Raw genomic sequence first — 19,746 nt, 5'->3', positions numbered from 1 at the left:
GAAGGTGGCCCGCGCCCCGCGCCGGCCCAGCGTGCGACATGAGCACTACCACCGCCCACCGCTGATCCTTGCCTGCGCCAGCGCGCAGAGCGCCTGCATGGCGCTGTCTTGCCTCTCGTCCCGCATTCCCCTCCGAGCCTGACCAGCGATGGCCAGATCTCCCATGGCAGCCGACCGCTGCAGCCAGACCAGACCTCATTCTTGCCCATGATCAACATCACGCTTCCCGACGGCAGCCGCCGCGAATTCGAATCCCCCGTCTCGGTGATGCAGGTCGCCCAGTCGATCGGCGCCGGCCTGGCCAAGGCCACCATCGCCGGCCAGGTCGACGGCCAGCTGGTCGATGCCAGCGACGTCATCGACCACGATGCCAGCCTGCGCATCATCACCGCCAAGGACGCCGAAGGCGTGGAGATCATCCGCCACTCCTGCGCCCACCTGGTCGGGCATGCGGTCAAGCAGCTGTACCCGGAGGTCAAGATGGTGATCGGCCCGGTCATCGCCGAAGGCTTCTATTACGACATCTACAGCGAACGCCCGTTTACGCCCGAGGACATGGTCGCGATCGAGCAGCGCATGCAGGAATTGATCGCGCAGGACTACGACGTGATCAAGAAGGTCACCCCGCGCGCCGAGGTGATCGAGGTCTTCGCCCAGCGCGGCGAAGAGTACAAGCTGCGCCTGATCGAGGACATGTCCGAGGACATCACCGCGATGGGCCTGTACTACCACCAGGAATACGTGGACATGTGCCGCGGCCCGCACGTGCCCAACACGCGCTTCCTCAAGGCCTTCAAGCTGACCCGCATCTCCGGCGCCTACTGGCGCGGCGATGCCAAGAACGAGCAACTACAGCGCATCTACGGCACCGCCTGGGCCGACAAGAAACAGCTGGATGCCTACATCCTGCGCATGGAAGAAGCCGACAAGCGCGACCATCGCCGCATCGGCAAGGCGCAGGACCTGTTCCACCTGCAGGAAGAAGCACCCGGCCTGGTGTTCTGGCACCCCAAGGGCTGGTCGCTGTGGCAGGTGGTCGAGCAGTACATGCGCAAGGTCTACCGCGACAGCGGCTACGGCGAAGTGCGCTGCCCGCAGATCCTGGACGTGTCGCTGTGGCAGAAATCCGGCCACTGGGACAACTACCAGGACGCGATGTTCTTCACCGAGTCGGAGAAGCGCACCTACGCGGTCAAGCCGATGAACTGCCCCGGCCACGTGCAGGTGTTCAACCAGGGCCTGCACAGCTACCGCGACCTGCCGATCCGCTACGGCGAGTTCGGCGCCTGCCACCGCAACGAGCCTTCCGGCGCGCTGCACGGCATCCTGCGCGTGCGCGGCTTCACCCAGGACGACGGGCACGTGTTCTGCCTGGAATCGCAGATCGAATCCGAAGTCACCGCCTTCCACCGGCAGGCGCTGGCGGTCTATACCGCGTTCGGCTTCGACGACATCCAGATCAAGATCGCGCTGCGTCCGGAAAAGCGCCTGGGCGACGATGCCACCTGGGACAAGGCCGAAGCTGCGCTGCGCAGCGCGCTGGGCGTGTGCGGGGTGGAATGGCAGGAGCTGCCGGGCGAGGGTGCCTTCTACGGCCCCAAGATCGAGTACCACCTCAAAGACGCCATCGGCCGCACCTGGCAGCTGGGCACCATGCAGGTCGACTTCATGATGCCGGGCCGCCTCGGCGCCGAGTACGTGGACGAGAACAGCCAGAAGAAGCATCCGGTGATGCTGCACCGGGCCATCGTCGGCTCGATGGAGCGTTTCATCGGCATTTTGATCGAACACCACGCCGGCGCCTTCCCGTCCTGGCTGGCCCCGGTGCAGGTCGTTGTCGCCAACATCACCGATGCTCAGGCTGAATATGTCGACTCGGTGCGGAAAACCCTTGCAAATCAAGGCTTCCGTGTCAGCGCAGATTTGCGTAACGAGAAGATCGGTTATAAGATTCGCGAGCATACGCTGCAACGCGTGCCATATCTGCTCGTGGTCGGCGACCGCGAGAAGGAAAATGGCGCTGTCGCCGTGCGGACCCGTTCAGGCGAGGATCTTGGGACCATGACGGTCTCGGCCTTCATCGAACGTCTGCAGGCAGAGCAGGCAGCGTGAGCCAACCCCGGCCGGTCTGGATGATCCGGATGCGCCGGTTCGATTCCTCTGGGAGATTGCAATATCAGTACCCCTGACAACAAACAGAACCGCAAGAACCAAGAAATCCGTGTGCCGCGCGTTCGCGTGATCGGCAGTGACGGAGAGATGGTCGGCGTGTTGTCGCGCGACGAAGCGCTCGCCAAGGCCGAAGAAGAAGGCCTGGATCTGGTCGAAATCCAGCCGCAGGCCGATCCGCCGGTCTGCAAGATCATGGATTTCGGCAAGTTCAAGTTCGAGCAGCAGAAAAAGGCCAACGAGGCCAAGAAGAAGACCAAGCAGGTCGAGATCAAGGAACTCAAGTTCCGCCCGGTCACCGACGAGGGCGACTACCAGATCAAGCTGCGCAACATGCGCCGTTTCCTGGAAGAGGGCGACAAGGTCAAGGTCAACATCCGCTTCCGTGGCCGTGAAATGAGCCATCAGGAGCTGGGCCGCGAGATGGCGGCGCGGATCGAGGCCGATCTGGGCGACGACATCGTCATCGAGTCGCGTCCGCGCCTGGAAGGGCGCCAGATGGTCATGATGATCGCGCCCAAGAAGAAGGTCTGAGGATCCGATTCGGCACTGCAACGGGCCCGACAGGTTTATTGCAGTGCAAGCTCCACGATTTGCAACAATTCCCGGCAACGGGTAGACTGCGCGGCCCGGTTTTATCGGGGCGCCGTGCAAGCGGCATCAGGACCTGTCCGGATCGTGTTCGATCAAGGACTTACAAGCAGGCAAGGGCAAGGATGGAAAGCGTGGTCGCAAGACTGCCGCCCGTGTCAGTGACAAAACACCATCAAGGACATTGCAATGCCCAAGATCAAGACCAACCGGGCGGCGGCCAAGCGTTTCCGCAAGACCGCCTCCGGCAAGTACAAGTGCGGCCACGCAAACCGTAGCCACATCCTCACGAAGAAAGCGACCAAGCGGAAGCGCAACCTGCGGCAGACGAACCACGTCCGTGCCGAGGACGCAGGCCGTCTCGATCGTATGCTTCCCTATCTCTGAGGACTGAACCATGGCACGAGTAAAGCGTGGTGTGCAGGCGCGCCGCCGCCACAAGAAAATTCTGACCCTGGCGAAGGGCTACTACAACGCTCGCCGCAAGGTCTTCCGCGTTGCCAAGCAGGCGGTCATCAAGGCGCAGCAGTACGCCTACATTGGCCGTAAGCAGAAGAAGCGTAATTTCCGTTCGCTGTGGATCACCCGCATCAATGCGGCTGCCCGCATCAACGGTTTGAGCTACAGCCGTTTCATGAATGGCCTGCTCAAGGCTGGCATCACCCTGGACCGTAAGGTGCTGGCCGATATCGCCGTGCACGATGCCGCCGGTTTTGCCGCGCTGGCCGAGAAGGCAAAGGGCGCGCTGGCGGCATAGGTGCGAGTCCCTCGCAAGAGCCCGCACATCCATGTGCGGACTTTTGAAGGGATAGCGTCTCGAAGGGGGTTGCGCATTCGTGTACAGGCTTCCGGCGAGGGCAAGCAGATATGCAGGGGGAAGGGCGCGAGTCCTTCCCCTTTTGCGTTTTTAGATGGCCGGCATTGCTGACTGGATGCCGGGCTAGACCAGATTTGAGTGGCAATGCGTTCCGGTGCATCCGGAAACACCGTTCGGTAGACGCAGTTGAGGCGCAAGTGCAATGAGTGAGATTCAATCCCTGACCGAGCGCGCGCTGGCCGATGTTGCCGCGGCGCAGACGCCGGACCAACTGGAAGCCTTGCGTGTCGCATTGCTGGGCAAGAGCGGCAGCATCACTGCCCAGCTCAAGCAGCTCGGGACGTTGCCGGCAGAGCAACGCAAGGCGGCTGGCGAGGCGATCAACCTGTCGCGCGACGCGCTGACCGCGGCGCTGGCCGAGCGCAAGCACACGCTGGAAACCGCCGCGCTGGATGCCCGTCTTGCCGGCGAACGCATCGACGTCACCTTGCCGGGCCGCCGCAGCGAGCGCGGCGGTCTGCACCCGGTGACACGCACGCTGGAGCGCATCGTCGAAATCTTCGCGCGGCTCGGCTACGAGCTGTCGGACGGCCCGGAGATCGAGGACGACTGGCACAACTTCGAAGCCCTGAACTTTCCGCCGCACCATCCGGCGCGCGCGATGCACGACACGTTCTATTTCGGCGACGGACGCCTGCTGCGCACACACACTTCTGGCGTGCAGGTGCGTTACATGGACGCGCACAAACCGCCGCTGCGCATGATCGCGGCCGGCAAGGTGTATCGCTCCGATTCGGATCAGACCCACTCGCCGATGTTTCATCAGGTCGAAGGCCTGCTGGTGGACGAGCATTCCAATTTCGCCGACCTCAAGGGCACCTTGTCCGAGTTCGTGCGTGCGTTCTTCGAGCGCGATTTCGAAATGCGCTTCCGTCCCAGCTATTTCCCGTTCGTGGAGCCTGGCGCGGAAGTGGATATCGCCTGGCAGCAGCCCGACGGCAGCACGCGCTGGCTGGAAGTGCTGGGCTGCGGCATGGTGCACCCGAATGTGCTGCGCAGCGTCGGCATCGACCCTGAGCGCTACACCGGCTTCGCCTTCGGCCTGGGCGTGGAGCGCTTCGCGATGCTGCGCTATGGCGTCAACGACCTGCGCGCGTTCTTCGAGAACGATGTGCGTTTTCTTCGGCAGTTTGCCTGACGGCGGGGAATCGGGAATTGGGAATCGGGAATCGCAAGAGCCATTGGCTCCATCGGTTCGGTTCCGAAGGCCCGGCAACCCTGCTCTTGCGATTCCCCATTCCCAATTCTCGATTCCCGGCCTCTCATGAAATTCTCTGAAAATTGGCTGCGCAGCCACGTTCCGATCCAGGCCACGCGCGATGAACTGGCCGCGACGCTGACGGCGATCGGTCTGGAAGTCGAAGAAGTCACGCCGCTGGGCGAGTCGCTTGGTCAGGTGGTGGTGGCGCGTATCGTCGAAGCGGTGCGTCATCCCGAAGCCGATCGTCTGCAGGTTTGCAGCGTCGATGCCGGGCAGGGCGAGTTGCTGCAGATCGTGTGTGGCGCGCCGAATGCGCGTGCGGGTCTGGTGGCGCCGTTGGCGCTGGTCGGTGCGAAGATCGGCGAGCTGACGATCACTGCGGCCAAGCTGCGCGGTGTGGCGTCCAGCGGCATGTTGTGTTCGGCCAAGGAACTTGGTCTGGACAGCGATGCGTCGGGTCTGTTCGAGTTGCCCGACGATGCGCCGGTGGGGCAGGCGCTGGCCGAGTATCTGGGGCTGCCCGATGCCAGCATCGAGATCAAGCTCACGCCCAACCGTGCCGATTGCTTCAGCGTACGCGGCATCGCCTTCGACGTGGCCGCCGCGTGCGCCAGCGAAGTGGTGGCGTTCGACGCCGGCATGGTGGCGCCGGTGTCCACGCGCACGCTGGCAGTGGAACTGGACGCCGGTAAGGATGCGCCGCGCTATTGCGGTCGTGTGATCGAAGGAATCGACCCGTCCGCCAAGACGCCGGTGTGGCTGGCCGAGCGGCTGCGCCGCAGCGGCGTGCGTCCGGTGTCGTTGCTGGTGGACATCACCCAGTACGTGATGCTGGAGCTGGGACAGCCGATGCACGCGTTCGACCTAGACACGCTGCAAGGCCCGATCGGCGTGCGCCATTCCCGCGTTGGCGAACAGTTGGTGCTGCTGGACGGTCGCCAGGTCACGTTGGACGAGAGTTTTCTGACCATCACCGATGCCGGGCGTCCGGTTGCATTGGCCGGCTTGATGGGCGGGCTGGACACACGCGTCACCGACACCACCCGCAATGTGTTCCTGGAGTCGGCGTACTTCGCCCCTGCGGCCATCATGGGCCGTGGCCGCAAACTCGGCCTGCATACCGATGCCGGGCACCGTTTCGAGCGTGGCGTGGATCCGGCATTGCCGCCGCAGGCGATTGAAGTGGCGACACGCCTGGTGCTGGAACTGGCCGGCGGTACGCCTGGCCCGGTGGTGCATGCGCAGCTGCCGGAGCATCTGCCGCAGCCGGCGCGCATCCGCTTGCGCCGTGCGCGCATTGCACGCGTGCTCGGTATCCAGATCGACGATGCCGACGTCGTGCGCATGCTGCGGGCGCTCGGCATGCACGTCGAGGCGGTTGCCGAAGGCTGGGAAGTGATGGCCCCGAGCCGTCGCTTCGACATCGCCATCGAAGAAGATCTCATTGAAGAGCTGGCGCGTATCCACGGGTACGACCGGGTGCCGACCACGCTGCCTGGTGGCGCCAGTCGCATCGCGATGCCGAGCGAAACCCAGCTGGACGAGCTCAGCGTGCGGCGCCAGCTGGTGGCGCGCGAGCTGCAGGAAACCATCAATTACGCCTTCGTCGATGCGGCCTTGCTGGAGCGTTGGCAGCTTACCGAAGGCCTGGTGCCGCTGGCCAACCCGCTCAGTGCGGAGTTGGCGATCATGCGTCCGCGCCTGTTGCCGGGCCTGGTCGCCACGTTGGGCCGCAATGCTGCACGCCAGGCTGGGCGGGTGCGTTTGTTCGAGCTGGGCAAGGTGTTCGCAGCTGCGGCCGATGCCGGTGCGGCACCCGGAGAGTCGCAGCACGTTGCCGCGGCGGTGTGCGGCGATGCGCTGGCGCTGCAGTGGGGCGAGCCAGCGCGCAAGGTGGATTTCCACGACTTGAAGGGCGACTTGATGGCGCTGGCTGCGGCCAGCGGCGCGCAGCTGGATTTCCAGCCGTCGACGCAGCCGTTCGGACACCCGGGCCGTTCGGCCGATATCTATCGCGACGGCGTCTGTATCGGCTGGATCGGGCAGGTACATCCGCGTCTGGCCAAGGCGCTGGACATCGACGTGGACGTGATCGCGTTCGAGTTGCAGCTGATGCCCTTGGTCCAGCGGACCCTGCCGCGCGCCGGCGAGCTGTCGCGGTTCCCCTCGGTGCGCCGCGATCTGGCCTTCCTGGTGCCCGACGAGGTGAGCTGGGCGGCAGTGTCGGCCAGCGTGCGCACTACGGTCGGGCCATTGTTGCGTGAGGTGCAATTGTTCGACCGCTATGTCGGGCAGGGGGTCGAGCCAGGTTTCAAGAGTCTGGCTATGGGCTTGATTTTGCAGGATAACTCGCGCACTCTCACCGACCGGGACGTCGATGCGGTCGTCACCGACGTGGTGGCCGTGATCGAGCGCGAGCATCGCGCCCGGATCCGGAGTTGAGGCGGTAACCAGGGGATTGGCATGGCATTGACGAAAGCGGAGATGGCCGAACGTCTGTTCGACGAGGTCGGTCTGAACAAGCGTGAGGCAAAGGAATTTGTCGACGCGTTCTTCGATGTGCTGCGTGATGCGCTGGAGCAGGGCCGTCAGGTGAAGCTGTCGGGTTTCGGCAACTTCGATCTGCGGCGAAAGAACCAACGGCCCGGTCGCAATCCCAAGACCGGCGAAGAAATTCCGATCTCGGCACGGACGGTGGTGACGTTCCGCCCCGGCCAAAAACTCAAGGAACGGGTGGAGGCTTATGCTGGATCCGGGCAGTAATCGCGAGCTACCGCCGATCCCGGCCAAGCGCTATTTCACCATTGGTGAGGTCAGCGAGCTATGCGACGTCAAGCCGCATGTGCTGCGCTATTGGGAAACCGAGTTTCCCAGCCTGGAGCCGGTCAAGCGGCGCGGGAACCGGCGCTACTACCAGCGACATGACGTGCTGATGGTGCGTCAGATCCGCGGGTTGCTGTACGAACAGGGCTATACCATCGGCGGTGCGCGCTTGCGTCTGGAGGGCGATGGCGCCAAGAGCGAGTCGGCGCTGAGCAATCAGATCATCAAGCAGGTGCGGATGGAGCTGGAAGAAGTCCTGCAACTGCTGCGCCGCTAGGAAAACGTTTCACAAAGCCGCTATAATCGCAGGCCGCCCTCGCGGCGGAGCGCAGCATCTTCGGGGTATAGCGCAGCCTGGTAGCGCACTAGTCTGGGGGACTAGTGGTCGTCGGTTCGAATCCGGCTACCCCGACCAAACAACGAGCCCATGACGTCAGGTCATGGGCTTTTTTGTTGCGTCGCAACATTGCATTTTTGTGTCCGCGACGGCCTGGGCGAATACGCATATCGGCATATCGCGATGCAGCATGAACGGCGCACTAGCGCCGGCTTTTTGCGGTCCGGTTCGCTATGGACTTGGATCACGCAATGGTGCTAAGTGTCCGAAAACACTCCGAAACATTTTCTCCAGATTCAAACGTGGATCACGGTTCGTTAACGCGATATCGACGAACTTGAATCAATAGGCCAACGCTGTCAAAAAAATGGCGTGCGGTCTCTTGCGGTGCGATTTTTCTGTGCCATAGTGCAGTGCAACACGCTTTACCTGTCGTGATCCCGATGTCCCGGGATGAACCCTCTGTCGTACGTTCGTGCTGGCGTGTTTGGCCGGTTGAATGCTGCGCGAGCTCCTGTCCCACCCAACCGAGGCAGCCAGCCACACGCATGAAGAAACTGATCGGACGATTTTGCCAAGCGCTCAGCCTGGCGTTGATCTGCTCGATAACACTGGGCGCTTGCAGCACCGGTAAGGACATGGCGACCTCGTTGCCACTGCCTGACCCGCTCGCAATGTCCGCAGTGCAGCCCGAGTATCGGCTCTCGCCAGGCGACCTGCTGCTGGTCAAGGTGTTCCAGATCGACGATCTGGAACGGCAGGTCCGTATCGATCAGAACGGCCACATTTCGTTGCCGCTCATTGGCGACGTAAATGCGGCCGGCATGGGCGTCGGCGAGCTGGAAAAGATGGTGGCCGACCGGTACCGCAATGGCTACCTGCAAAATCCGCAGGTGTCGGTGTTCGTGCAGGAATCCAACGGCCGTCGCGTCACCGTGACCGGAGCGGTCGACGAGCCGGGCATTTATCCGGTGATCGGGGCCAACCTGACCTTGCAGCAAGCCATCGCGCAGGCCAAGGGCGTGAGCACGGTCGCCAGCCGCGGCAATGTCATCGTGTTCCGCATGGTCAATGGGCAAAAGATGCTCGCGCGGTTCGACCTGACCGAAATCGAGAAGGGAACCAACCCCGATCCTGAGATTTACGGCGGCGACATCGTGGTGGTGTACCGCTCGGATGCGCGCGTGTGGTTGCGCACCATGCTGGAACTGACTCCTCTTGTGATGGTGTGGCGCGCTTACCGATGAGCATGAATTCCGACAATCGTTCCTCTTCGTCGCAGCGTCACGGGCATCTCGAACTCGCCGATGTGGGGTTGCTCGACTACTGGCGCGCCCTGGTGTCGCAGCGTTGGTTGATTATCGCAATCGCACTGGGCGCATTGCTGCTGGCGCTGGCCATCACGCTGCTGATGCCGGAGAAGTACCGCGCGACCAGCACGCTGCAGATCGAACGCGATTCGCTGAACGTGGTGAACGTCGACAACCTGATGCCGGTGGAGTCGCCGCAGGATCGCGATTTCTACCAGACCCAGTATCAGCTGCTGCAGAGCCGTTCACTGGCACGTGCAGTGATCCGCGAAGCCAAGCTCGACAAGGAGCCGGCGTTCAAGGACCAGGTGGACGAGGCACTGGAGAAGGCCGCAGCCAAGAATCCCGAGGCAGGCAAATCGGTTGATTCGCGTCAGGCGATCATCGAGCGCAGCCTCACCGATACGTTGCTGGCCGGCCTGGTGGTCGAACCCATCCTCAATTCGCGCCTGGTCTACGTCAACTACGATTCGCCGGACCCCGTGCTGTCGGCCAAGATCGCCAACACGTACGCAAAGATGTTCATCATCAGTACGCAGGAACGCCGCATGAAGGCGTCCTCGTTCGCGACCAAGTTCCTTGCCGAGCGACTGGAGCAGTTGCGCAGCAAGGTCGAAGATTCGGAGAAGTCGCTGGTCGCATACTCCACCGATGAGCAGATTGTGTCGGTGGGCGACGACAAGCCCTCGTTGCCAGCGCAGAACCTGACCGATCTCAACGCCTTGCTGGCTTCTGCGCAGGACGCCCGTATCAAGGCCGAGGCCGCCTGGCGTCAGGCATCCAGTGGCGATGGCATGTCGTTGCCTCAGGTGCTCAGCAGTCCGTTGATCCAGAGCCTGCGGAGCGAGCAGGTGCGTCTCACCACCGAATACCAGCAGAAGCTGTCGACCTTCAAGCCGGACTACCCGGAAATGCAGCGTCTGAAGGCGCAAATCGAAGAGTCGCGCCGGCAAATCAATGGCGAGGTCATCAACGTGCGCCAGTCGCTGAAGGCGACCTACGATGCGTCGGTGCATCAGGAGCAGTTGCTCAATGAGCGCATCGCCGGCTTGCGGAACAACGAGCTGGATCTGCAGAGCCGCAGCATTCGTTACAACATGCTCAAGCGCGACGTCGACACCAACCGTCAGCTCTACGATGCGCTGCTTCAGCGCTACAAGGAAATCGGTGTGGCAGGCAATGTCGGCGCCAACAACGTGACCATCGTCGATACCGCAGATGTGCCTACGTCGAAGACTTCGCTGAAACTGAAATTGAACCTCGCGTTGGGCCTGATCTTTGGCGTATTCCTAGGTTTGGCTGTGGCTCTGGTGCGTTACTTCCTGCGTGTCAATGGGCAGGAAACGCGGCCGAACTGACATCGTGATGTTGCAAAACGATGGTTAATTAAAGTGACAACTGATTCAGCGTGGAAAAGGTGGGATCCCGTATGTTTCGGGCTCCTTCGTTTGAAAGTTTGTCTCTGTTGAAACAAAGGGCTGTCGAGTGATCTGGGGTCGGTAGGTTCTACCGCGGTGATCGCTTGGCGGAGATGATTGAAAGCTCGCGTGCGATTCGTATGTTCCCCCGCATGCGTCGTATCGAGTTTGGAGGACATCCCCATGCTTTTGGCAGACTTGAGTAGCGCGACTTACACGACTTCCTCGCCGCGATTGTTGTCCAAATATTCGGCTGCGGCCGATCTGGTTCTGCGCGTCTTCGACCTGACCATGGTTGTGGTGTCCGGTCTGGTCGCTTATCGCATCGTGTTTGGTTCCTGGGTGCCAGCCGCGCCGTATCGGCTGGCGATCGCCACCACGCTGCTGTACTCGGTGATCTGCTTTGCGTTGTTCCCGTTGTACCGCAGCTGGCGCGGCCGTGGGCTGTTGAGCGAACTGATGGTGCTGGGCGGCGCGTTCGGCGGTGTGTTCGCGCTGTTTGCCGTGCATGCGCTGATCGTGCAGGTGGGCGAGCAGGTGTCGCGCGGTTGGATCGGCTTGTGGTTCGTCGGTGGCCTGGCCTCGCTGGTGGCGGCACGCACGGTGCTGCGCGGCTTCCTCAACCATCTGCGTACCCAGGGCGTGGACGTGCAACGCGTGGTGGTGGTGGGACTGCGTCACCCGGTGATGAAAATCAACCACTACCTGAGCCGTAACTCGTGGGTCGGCATGAACCTGGTCGGTTATTTCCGCACCCCTTACGACATTGCCGTGACCGAGCAGCGTCAGTCGTTGCCGTGCCTGGGCGAGCCGGACGCGCTGATTGATTATCTGAAGGAAAACCAGGTCGAGCAGGTGTGGATCTCGCTACCGCTGGGCGAACGCGACCACATCAAGCAGCTGTTGCAGCGCCTGGACCGTTACCCGATCAACGTCAAGCTGGTGCCTGATCTGTTCGATTTCGGTCTGCTCAATCAGTCTGGCGAACAGATCGGCAACGTGCCGGTGATCAATCTGCGCCAGGGCGGGGTGGACCGTGACAATTACTTCGTGGTGGCCAAGGCGTTGCAGGACAAGATCCTGGCCGTTATCGCGCTGCTTGGCCTGTGGCCGCTGATGGCCGCCATTGCCGTGGGCGTCAAGTTGAGCTCGCCGGGCCCGGTGTTCTTCCGCCAGCGCCGTCATGGTCTGGGTGGCCGCGAGTTCTACATGTTCAAGTTCCGCTCGATGCGTGTGCACGACGACCATGGCACGACGATCCAGCAGGCGACCAAGAACGACGCACGTATCACCCGTTTCGGTGCGTTCCTGCGCCGCAGCAGCCTGGACGAGTTGCCGCAGATCTTCAACGTGCTGGGTGGCAGCATGTCGATCGTCGGGCCGCGCCCGCACGCTGCGCAGCACAACACGCACTACGAAAAGCTGATCAACCATTACATGCAGCGTCACTACGTCAAGCCTGGCATCACCGGTTGGGCGCAGGTGAACGGCTTCCGTGGTGAAACCCCGGAACTGCGGACGATGAAGAAGCGTATCCAGTACGACCTCGATTACATCCGCCGCTGGTCGTTGTGGCTGGATATCCGCATCATCGTGCTGACCGCTGTACGCGTGCTCGGACAGAAGACCGCGTACTGATGATGGTGGGGAGCGTGCGAGCTGGCGCGTTCGGCGCCGCGGGCGGCTGCATTGCAGCCGCTCCTTTCAAGCGGGCATCTGCATGCTGATTCGAATGAGCGAGGAAACTCGCGTGCGCTGGCATAACCTGCTGATTGAGCTCACGTTGCTGGTCGGCGTGGGTTATAACCTGGTGTTGGCGTTCATCAACGCGAACGTGTTCACCGTGCGACCGGTGATCACCTACGCGGTCGAATTCATGGTCTACGCGGCGTGCTTCCTGCTTGGCATGGGTTCGTTGAGCCGCAAGCGCATTGCCCTGATCGTCAGCGGGCTTGGGTTGATCGTCACGCTGATGTTCGTGCGGTTTTTGGTGAACTGGCAGATCGACCCCAAGTTCTTCCGCGACGCGCTGGTGGTGTTCGCCTTCGTCGTGCTTGGCTCTGCCTACACGGGCTCGGTGCCCAAGCTGTTCATCCGCATGACCATCATCGTCTCACTGGTTGCCGCATTCGAGCTGGCGATGCCAGTCAAATACGGCGATCTGATTAATCCGAAGAGCTTCTTCGTCAACGCGCGCGGCATGAGCGCCGAAGGCTTTTGGAACGAAGACAGTAATCTGTTCGTCAGCGCAACACGGCCGGGCGAGCGTAACTTCCTGCCGGGTTCCAATCTGCCGCGCGCCTCTTCGATGTTCATCGAGCCGGTGACGATGGGTAATTACATCTGCTTCTTCACCGCGATCGTGCTGGTGTTCTGGCGTTGGATGCGACCGGCGGCGCTGATCCTGTCGGTGGGGTTGATCGGTTTCATGATCGTGGCCTCAGACGGACGATTGGCGGCGGGTACCTGTGTCTTGATGGTGCTGCTGACGCCGCTATTGAAACGGTTGGATCAGCGGCTGGCCTTCCTGGTGTTCCTGCTGGTGATCATGAGCGCATGGCTGCTGGTCTGGGTCACGGGCATCACCGCATACCAGGACACCACGATGGGGCGCGTGTTCTTCACCGTTTATTCGATGAATAACCTGTCGTTCGAATCCTGGATGGGCCTGGATTTTGCGCAGGCGTATCGTTACTTCGATAGTGGCATTTCGTACTTCATCGCATCGCAATCGATCGTGGGCGTGCTGGCCTTCCTGCTGGCCTATTCGTTCCTTCTGCTGATGCCGAGCAAGGAAGGGCAGCTGTTCAAGAACCTGGCGATCTTTGCGTTCGCCTTGAGCCTGCTTGTCTCCAACGGTTACTTCTCGATCAAGACATCGGCATTGTGGTGGTTTGTCTGCGGTTGCATGTGGCACATGCTGCCGACCTGGTCTGCGTCCGGCGCGCAAACCGCCTTGATCAAGGACGATCCAACGGCAGATGGCGCGCAGTTGCCATTGCCTGCGGGAGCAGCACGATGAGCGTGTCGGCAATGCCGGCATCGCGGTCGGCTTTGCCGGCCGCCGACGCGCAGGTTGCAACAGGCGGTCGCGTCCGCGACCCGCGCATCGACGCCACCAAGGCCATTGCGATCCTGTTGGTGGTGTTCTGTCATGCCAAGGGCGTCCCACATGGCATGACCTTGTTCGCCTATAGCTTCCATGTGCCGCTGTTTTTCCTGGTATCAGGCTGGTTGGCAGCGGGTTATGCGTCGGCCACGACTGGGCTGGACAGGCGCTCAGTCGGCAGGCATGTACGCAGCTTGCTGCTGCCGTACGTCACGTTCTATCTGCTTGGCTATGCCTATTGGCTGTTGACCCGCAATATCGGCGAAAAGGCTGCGCGCTGGGGAAGCCACCCGTGGTGGGAGCCGATCGTGGCGATGTTCACCGGTATCGGCCCGGACCTGTATGTGCAGCCTCCGCTGTGGTTCTTGCCCGTCATGTTGGTGACCGTGGTGAGTTACATGGTCTTGCGCCGCCTGCTGGCCCCGATCCTGATCGCGGGGCTGGCATTGATCGTGGCGTGGTTCTGGATGAACTGGTTCCCGACACAGCACGTGCGGATTTTTTTCGGTTTGGATGTGCTACCGGTGTCGCTGTGCTTTTACGCATTGGGCGCCTTGCTGATCCACGTTTCGCCACGCCTGCCGACATCCTTGGTCGGCAGTGCCCTGGCGACGGTCGTGTTGGGATTGGCGGTGGCCTGGCTGGCTGTCGCGAATGGGCGAATCGACGTCAACATGCTCGAATTCGGACGTAACCACGCGCTGTTCCTGGTTAGCGCGTTGCTTGGTTCGTTGATGGTGATCTGCGCGGCGCGGCTGGTACAGAGCTGGGCGTGGCTGCAGTGGATCGGCCGCAATACCTTGCTGATTCTTTGTACGCATATGTTGGTGTTCTTCGTGCTCTCCGGTGTTGCTGCCTTGGCTGGTGGATTCGGTGGGGCGCGTCCGGGGCTGGGTTGGGCGGTCTTTGTCACGCTGTTCGCATTGGCCGCCAGCGTGCCGCTACGTTGGATCCTGATGCGCTTCGCCCCGTGGGCGCTGGGTGCGCGCCGGGTGGCGGCATGAGCGGCGCCTTGGCATGACAGGCACATCCTCGTCACCGCACGCTGCGCGTGCGCATCACTCGGCGGACGCCAGAACGGCACCTGCGCCGACGCGTGACTGGCAGATCGACGCCGCCAAAGCGTTGGCCATCGCGCTAGTGGTGCTGGGCCATGCCAGCGGCATGCCGCCAGCGTACAAGCTGTTCGCCTACAGCTCCCATGTGCCGTTGTTTTTTGTGTTGTCGGGTTGGGTTGGCGAGCGATTCGGGCATCGGGCATTGACGGGGGCATCCGTCGCAAAGCTGGCGCGCACGCTGCTGGTGCCGTATCTCGCTTTTTTCATGGTGGCCTATGCGCTGTGGTTGTTGACTGCTGCGATCGATGGGCATGCAGGTCATCCGCAGATACGCCCGTGGTGGCACCCGCTGACGGGATTGCTGTGGGCCAACGGGTCACGCCTGTATGTGCTTCCGGCGCTGTGGTTTCTGCCAGCGCTCTTTGTCACGACGCTAGCCTACATTGCGTTGCGTGCGCGATTGAGTGCGGCCGCAGTGGCGGCGATCAGCCTGCCGATCGCGCTGGCGTGGGCGGGCTGGTTCCCTTCGCTGCAGCAGCGCTTGCCGCTCGCGCTGGATGTGCTGCCAGTGGCGCTGTTTTTCATTGCAGTCGGCGGTTGGCTATCGCGCTTTGCCGATGCGTTGCGATCATTGCGCGCGCAGGTGTGGGCGCTTGCCTTGTTGCCGTTGGCTGCACTGTGGTGGTGGCTGGCGGGATGGAACGGGCAGGTGGACGTGAACAACCTGCAGTTCGGGCAGTCGGCGGCCGTCTTCCTGCTGGCCAGTCTGCTCGGGACGGCGATGACGTTTTGCGTCGCCTATTTCATTCGGCGTCTGCGCTGGGTGCAATGGGTCGGTAGCAATACCTTGCTGATTCTGTGCACGCATACCCTGGTTTTCTTGGTGGCCACCAGCGTGGTGGCGCGTACGGGCCTGATCGCACGTAGCGCAATCGGTACACCTGCCTGGGCGTTGGGGCTGAGCGCGTTCGCGATTGCTGTAAGCGTGCCGATGCGCGCGGTGCTGGTGCCGATCGCACCGTGGATGTTGGGGTTGAAACGCAAATGACGAGTTTTCAGAATCAGCCGTCGCAGCAACTGAGTGCGCGCCGCTGGCAAAGGAGAGTGGCGTAATGAAAGTGGTGCATGTCGTCCGCCAATTCCATCCTTCGATCGGGGGCATGGAAGAGGTCGTTCTCAATGTTGCCCGCCAACATCAGGCCACGAGCGCCGATACGGTCGAGATCGTGACGCTGGATCGTGTGTTCACTAATCCCGGTGCGCCGCTTGCGGCGCAGGACACGCACCAAGGGCTGCCGATCCGGCGGATTGGCTATCGCGGCTCGTCGCGCTACCCGCTGGCGCCCTCGGTGCTCGGTGCGATTCGTTCGGCCGACGTTGTGCATCTGCATGGCATCGATTTTTTTTACGACTATCTGGCATTGACCAAGCCGCTGCACGGCAAGCCGATGGTGGTGTCCACGCACGGCGGTTTTTTCCATACCGCCTACGCATCGCGCATGAAGCAGCTGTGGTTCCAGACGCTCACGCGCACCTCGGCGCTGGCCTATGCACGGGTGATTGCCACCAGCGAAAACGATGGCGATCTGTTCGCCAAGGTGGTGGCACCGGCGCGGCTGCGGGTGATCGAAAACGGAGTGGATGTAGAGAAATATGCAGGGCAGGGAGCGACCGCGCCCGGCCGGACCATGCTGTATTTCGGCCGGTGGTCGGTCAACAAGGGGCTGGCCGAAACCCTGGAGCTGTTGCAGGCAGCGCTCAAGCGCGACCCGCACTGGCGGCTGATCATTGCCGGCCGCGAGTACGATCTGAACGAAGCGGATCTGCGCAAGGCAATTGCCGAACGCGGGCTGCAGGACAAGGTGCAGCTGAGCATGTCGCCCTCGCAGGAGCAGTTGCGCGCATTGATGCAGCAGGCGCAGTTCTTCGTGTGCCTGTCGCGGCATGAAGGCTTTGGTATCGCGGCAGTGGAGGCAATGAGTGCGGGCTTGATTCCGATCCTCAGCGATATCCCGCCATTCGTGCGGCTCGCCAGCGAATCGGGGCAGGGCGTGATCGTCAGCCGCGACAGAATCGAAGCGGCGGCAGATCAGGTGCAGGCGCTTGCGTTGCAGTCCGACAGCGATTTCGACACCCGTCGCGCGGCGTCCATGGCCTATGTAAGCCGCTATGACTGGAAGCATGTGGTCGGGCGCTACGTCGACGAATACCACGATGCGTTGGGCATTCCGCGCGTGCAGGAGGCTGTGCGATGAGCGCGCTTGCTCCTGCGTCAATGACGCATGCGGCAACGCAGCCGCAGGTGACGGTGCTGTTTTCCACTGAAAAGCCCAATGCCAACACCAATCCGTACCTGACTCAGCTCTACGACGCGCTGCCTGCCGCAGTGCATCCGCGCTTCTTTTCGATGCGCGATGCATTGCTGTCGCGTTACGACGTGTTGCATCTTCATTGGCCCGAATACCTGCTGCGCCATCCGACCGCTGCCGGCACGTTGGCCAAGCAGGCCTGCGCTGCGTTGTTGTTGCTCAAGCTGCAGCTGACCGGCACGCCGGTGGTGCGCACCTTGCACAATCTTGCGCCTCATGAGGACCGCGGCTGGCGCGAACGTAGCCTGCTGCGCTGGATCGACCGGCTGACGCGGCGCTGGATTCGCATCAATGCGACCACGCCGCCACGTCCGCCGTTCACCGATACGATTCTGCACGGCCATTATCGCGACTGGTTCGCGACCATGGAGCAGGGCAGCACGGTGCCCGGACGGCTGCTGCACTTTGGCCTGATCCGCCCGTACAAAGGCGTGGAAACCTTGATCGAGGTCATGCGCGAGGTCGACGATGCGCGTCTCAACCTGCGTATCGTCGGCAACCCGGCCACGCCGCAGATGCGCAGCTTGGTGGAGGACGCCTGCGCGCAGGATCCGCGGATCAGCGCATTGCTGGCCTACGTGGAAGAGCCAGTGCTGGCGCGCGAAGTCAGCGCGGCCGAACTGGTGGTGTTGCCGTATCGGCAGATGCATAACTCCGGCACCTTGCTGCTGGCGTTGTCGCTGGCGCGCCCGGTGCTGGCGCCGTGGAGCGAATCCAACGCGGCCATCGCCGAGGAAGTCGGCCCCGGTTGGGTGTTCCTGTATGAAGGCGAGTTCGATGCCGCGCTGCTGACCGGCATGCTGGACAAGGTGCGTGCTGCGCCACGCGGCCCGGCACCGGATCTCTCGCAGCGCGACTGGCCGCGGATTGGGCAGTTGCATTACCGCACCTATCTGGAAGCGTTGGGCAAGGATGGAGACGCCGCGCTGTGACCGCAGAGACACCTACGATGACATCTTCCACACCGCCGCCACCGCCACAGCGCAGCCTGGGGTCGCGCGCTGCCGGCGGCGCAGCGGTGACCATGCTGGGGCAGTCGGCCAAGATGGTGGTGCAGTTCGGCGGCATCATCCTGTTGGCGCGCTTGCTGACGCCCTACGACTACGGTCTGATGGCGATGGTGACCGCCATCGTCGGCGCCGCCGAGATCCTGCGCGATTTCGGTCTGTCGGCCGCGGCTGTGCAAGCCAAGCAAGTGAGCCGCGAGCAGCGCGACAACCTGTTCTGGATCAACAGCGGCATCGGCCTGCTGCTGTCGCTGGTGGTGTTCGCCTCGGCGCATCTGATTGCGAACTTCTACAAGGAGCCGGCCCTGGTGACGATTTCCCAGGCGCTGGCGGTCACCTTCCTGATCAACGGCATGACCACGCAGTACCGCGCGCATCTGAGCCGCGGGCTGCGCTTCGGGCAGGTGGCGCTGAGCGATGTGGGCTCGCAGGTGCTCGGTCTGGGCGCAGCGGTTGCTGCTGCGCTGCTGGGCTGGGGCTACTGGGCGCTGGTGGTACAGCAGGTGGTGCAGGCCGGCGTCAATTTCATCATCGCCGCCAGCTGCGCGCGCTGGTTGCCGGGTGGCTACCAGCGTTCTGCACCGATGCGCGATTTCATGAGTTTCGGCTGGAACCTGATGGCGGCGCAGTTGCTGGGGTATGCCAGTCGCAACGTGGGCCAGGTCATCATCGGTTGGCGGACGGGACCGGACGCGCTGGGCTTGTACAACCGCGCATTCCAGTTGTTGATGATGCCGTTGAACCAGATCAATGCGCCTGCCACCAGCGTGGCGCTGCCGGTGTTGTCGCAGCTGCAGGACGACCGCGAGCGCTTCAGTGCCTTTCTGTTGCGCGGGCAGACCGTGATGGTGCACCTGATCTTTGCGCTGTTTGCGTTCGCCTGCGCGCTGGCGATGCCGCTGATTGTGCTGGTGCTGGGCGAGCAGTGGCGTGAGGCGGTGCCGCTGTTCCAGGTGCTGACACTGGGCGGTATCTTCCAGACGGCCGCTTATGCAACGTATTGGGTGTTCCTTGCGCGGGGACTGATGCGCGCGCAGCTGGTGTATTCGCTGGTCAGTCGCGTCCTGCTGATTGCCTGCATCTTCGTCGGCTCGCGCTGGGGCGCAATGGGGGTGGCGATCGGCTATTCGTTCGGTCTGTTGTTGACCTGGCCGCTGTCGCTGCTGTGGATCGGCAAGATTTCAGACGCGCCGGTCGGAGCCCTGTTCACCAATGCGCTGCGCGCCATGGTCGCCTACGGCGTGGCAGGTGGCTGTGCGTATTACGCCTCCATGACGGTTGGCGGCCCGCTGTGGGAGCAACTGGCTGTCGGCGCAGTGACGATGCTTGCCGTTTGCCTGCTTGCCTTGGCGATCTGGCCTGCATTCCGTCGCGATGTGATTGCCATCATCAACATCCGCAAGCTGCTGACGCAGGCCAAGGCACGTCGATGAGTCGACATTGTCTTCGCCTGCAGTCGGTCATGCTTTCTCTCACT

The 19,746-nt window shown here is 62.4% G+C and carries 17 protein-coding genes and 1 tRNA gene; all 18 read left to right on the top strand.

Annotated features, from left to right (window positions below; all coding sequences use genetic code 11):
- The first annotated feature begins 207 nt into the window (after positions 1–207).
- The 18 genes from thrS (at position 208) to ACCQ16_RS12785 (ending at position 19,702) form a co-directional block, all read left to right on the top strand.
- On the top strand, positions 208–2,112 hold the full coding sequence (gene thrS / locus ACCQ16_RS12870; protein ID WP_277572667.1) for a threonine--tRNA ligase: 1,905 nt from the start codon (positions 208–210) through the stop codon (positions 2,110–2,112).
- Positions 2,113–2,160: 48 nt separating this feature from the next.
- A complete protein-coding gene (gene infC, locus ACCQ16_RS12865) occupies positions 2,161–2,703 on the top strand; it encodes a translation initiation factor IF-3 (RefSeq protein WP_077708941.1) in 543 nt (180 codons plus the stop codon).
- A gap of 246 nt (positions 2,704–2,949) precedes the next feature.
- Positions 2,950–3,147: a 50S ribosomal protein L35 gene (gene rpmI / locus ACCQ16_RS12860; protein WP_002811096.1), complete on the top strand. Its 198-nt coding sequence runs from the start codon at positions 2,950–2,952 to the stop codon at positions 3,145–3,147.
- A 10-nt stretch (positions 3,148–3,157) separates the two neighbouring features.
- Entirely contained in the window at positions 3,158–3,517 is a 360-nt protein-coding gene (gene rplT, locus ACCQ16_RS12855) for a 50S ribosomal protein L20 (protein ID WP_003484828.1), read from the top strand.
- Between the two features lie 262 nt (positions 3,518–3,779).
- Positions 3,780–4,775 carry a phenylalanine--tRNA ligase subunit alpha gene (pheS, locus tag ACCQ16_RS12850; protein WP_008574581.1) on the top strand — a complete coding sequence of 332 codons (996 nt, stop codon included), beginning with the start codon at positions 3,780–3,782 and terminating at the stop codon, positions 4,773–4,775.
- A gap of 126 nt (positions 4,776–4,901) precedes the next feature.
- Positions 4,902–7,280 (top strand): phenylalanine--tRNA ligase subunit beta, encoded by a 2,379-nt coding sequence (pheT, locus tag ACCQ16_RS12845; protein WP_277572668.1) that lies wholly within the window; start codon positions 4,902–4,904, stop codon positions 7,278–7,280.
- Between the two features lie 21 nt (positions 7,281–7,301).
- Complete coding sequence (locus ACCQ16_RS12840; protein WP_002811076.1) at positions 7,302–7,601, top strand: integration host factor subunit alpha; 300 nt, start codon at positions 7,302–7,304, stop codon at positions 7,599–7,601.
- Positions 7,582–7,938 carry a MerR family transcriptional regulator gene (locus ACCQ16_RS12835; protein ID WP_005995911.1) on the top strand — a complete coding sequence of 119 codons (357 nt, stop codon included), beginning with the start codon at positions 7,582–7,584 and terminating at the stop codon, positions 7,936–7,938. The genes ACCQ16_RS12840 and ACCQ16_RS12835 overlap by 20 nt, the downstream gene beginning before the upstream one ends.
- A gap of 61 nt (positions 7,939–7,999) precedes the next feature.
- Positions 8,000–8,076, top strand: a tRNA-Pro gene (locus tag ACCQ16_RS12830).
- A gap of 470 nt (positions 8,077–8,546) precedes the next feature.
- A complete protein-coding gene (locus tag ACCQ16_RS12825) occupies positions 8,547–9,245 on the top strand; it encodes a polysaccharide biosynthesis/export family protein (RefSeq protein WP_005914015.1) in 699 nt (232 codons plus the stop codon).
- A complete protein-coding gene (locus tag ACCQ16_RS12820) occupies positions 9,227–10,666 on the top strand; it encodes a GumC family protein (protein ID WP_372379972.1) in 1,440 nt (479 codons plus the stop codon). Before ACCQ16_RS12825 ends, ACCQ16_RS12820 begins: the two co-directional genes overlap by 19 nt.
- A 243-nt stretch (positions 10,667–10,909) precedes the next feature.
- Positions 10,910–12,364, top strand: a complete 1,455-nt coding sequence (locus tag ACCQ16_RS12815) for an undecaprenyl-phosphate glucose phosphotransferase (RefSeq protein ID WP_005920304.1) — start codon at positions 10,910–10,912, stop codon at positions 12,362–12,364.
- Positions 12,365–12,458: 94 nt separating this feature from the next.
- On the top strand, positions 12,459–13,748 hold the full coding sequence (locus ACCQ16_RS12810) for a hypothetical protein (protein WP_029819710.1): 1,290 nt from the start codon (positions 12,459–12,461) through the stop codon (positions 13,746–13,748).
- Positions 13,745–14,839, top strand: coding sequence for an acyltransferase family protein (locus ACCQ16_RS12805; RefSeq protein WP_031423230.1), 1,095 nt, complete (start codon positions 13,745–13,747; stop codon positions 14,837–14,839). The genes ACCQ16_RS12810 and ACCQ16_RS12805 overlap by 4 nt, the downstream gene beginning before the upstream one ends.
- 13 nt (positions 14,840–14,852) lie before the next feature.
- Positions 14,853–15,941: an acyltransferase family protein gene (locus tag ACCQ16_RS12800; protein ID WP_277572669.1), complete on the top strand. Its 1,089-nt coding sequence runs from the start codon at positions 14,853–14,855 to the stop codon at positions 15,939–15,941.
- Between the two features lie 64 nt (positions 15,942–16,005).
- Positions 16,006–17,148 carry a glycosyltransferase family 4 protein gene (locus ACCQ16_RS12795; protein WP_277572670.1) on the top strand — a complete coding sequence of 381 codons (1,143 nt, stop codon included), beginning with the start codon at positions 16,006–16,008 and terminating at the stop codon, positions 17,146–17,148.
- On the top strand, positions 17,145–18,194 hold the full coding sequence (locus tag ACCQ16_RS12790) for a glycosyltransferase (protein ID WP_029819705.1): 1,050 nt from the start codon (positions 17,145–17,147) through the stop codon (positions 18,192–18,194). Before ACCQ16_RS12795 ends, ACCQ16_RS12790 begins: the two co-directional genes overlap by 4 nt.
- A 17-nt stretch (positions 18,195–18,211) precedes the next feature.
- On the top strand, positions 18,212–19,702 hold the full coding sequence (locus ACCQ16_RS12785) for a lipopolysaccharide biosynthesis protein (RefSeq protein ID WP_014090474.1): 1,491 nt from the start codon (positions 18,212–18,214) through the stop codon (positions 19,700–19,702).
- Positions 19,703–19,746: the final 44 nt, after the last annotated feature.

The sequence above is a fragment of the Xanthomonas sp. NCPPB 1062 genome, assembly GCF_041481705.2.
Classification (GTDB): Bacteria; Pseudomonadota; Gammaproteobacteria; order Xanthomonadales; family Xanthomonadaceae; genus Xanthomonas; species Xanthomonas euvesicatoria.
The sequence above is the reverse complement of the archived record's forward strand: the minus strand, read 5'-3'. Positions and strand labels throughout refer to the sequence as shown.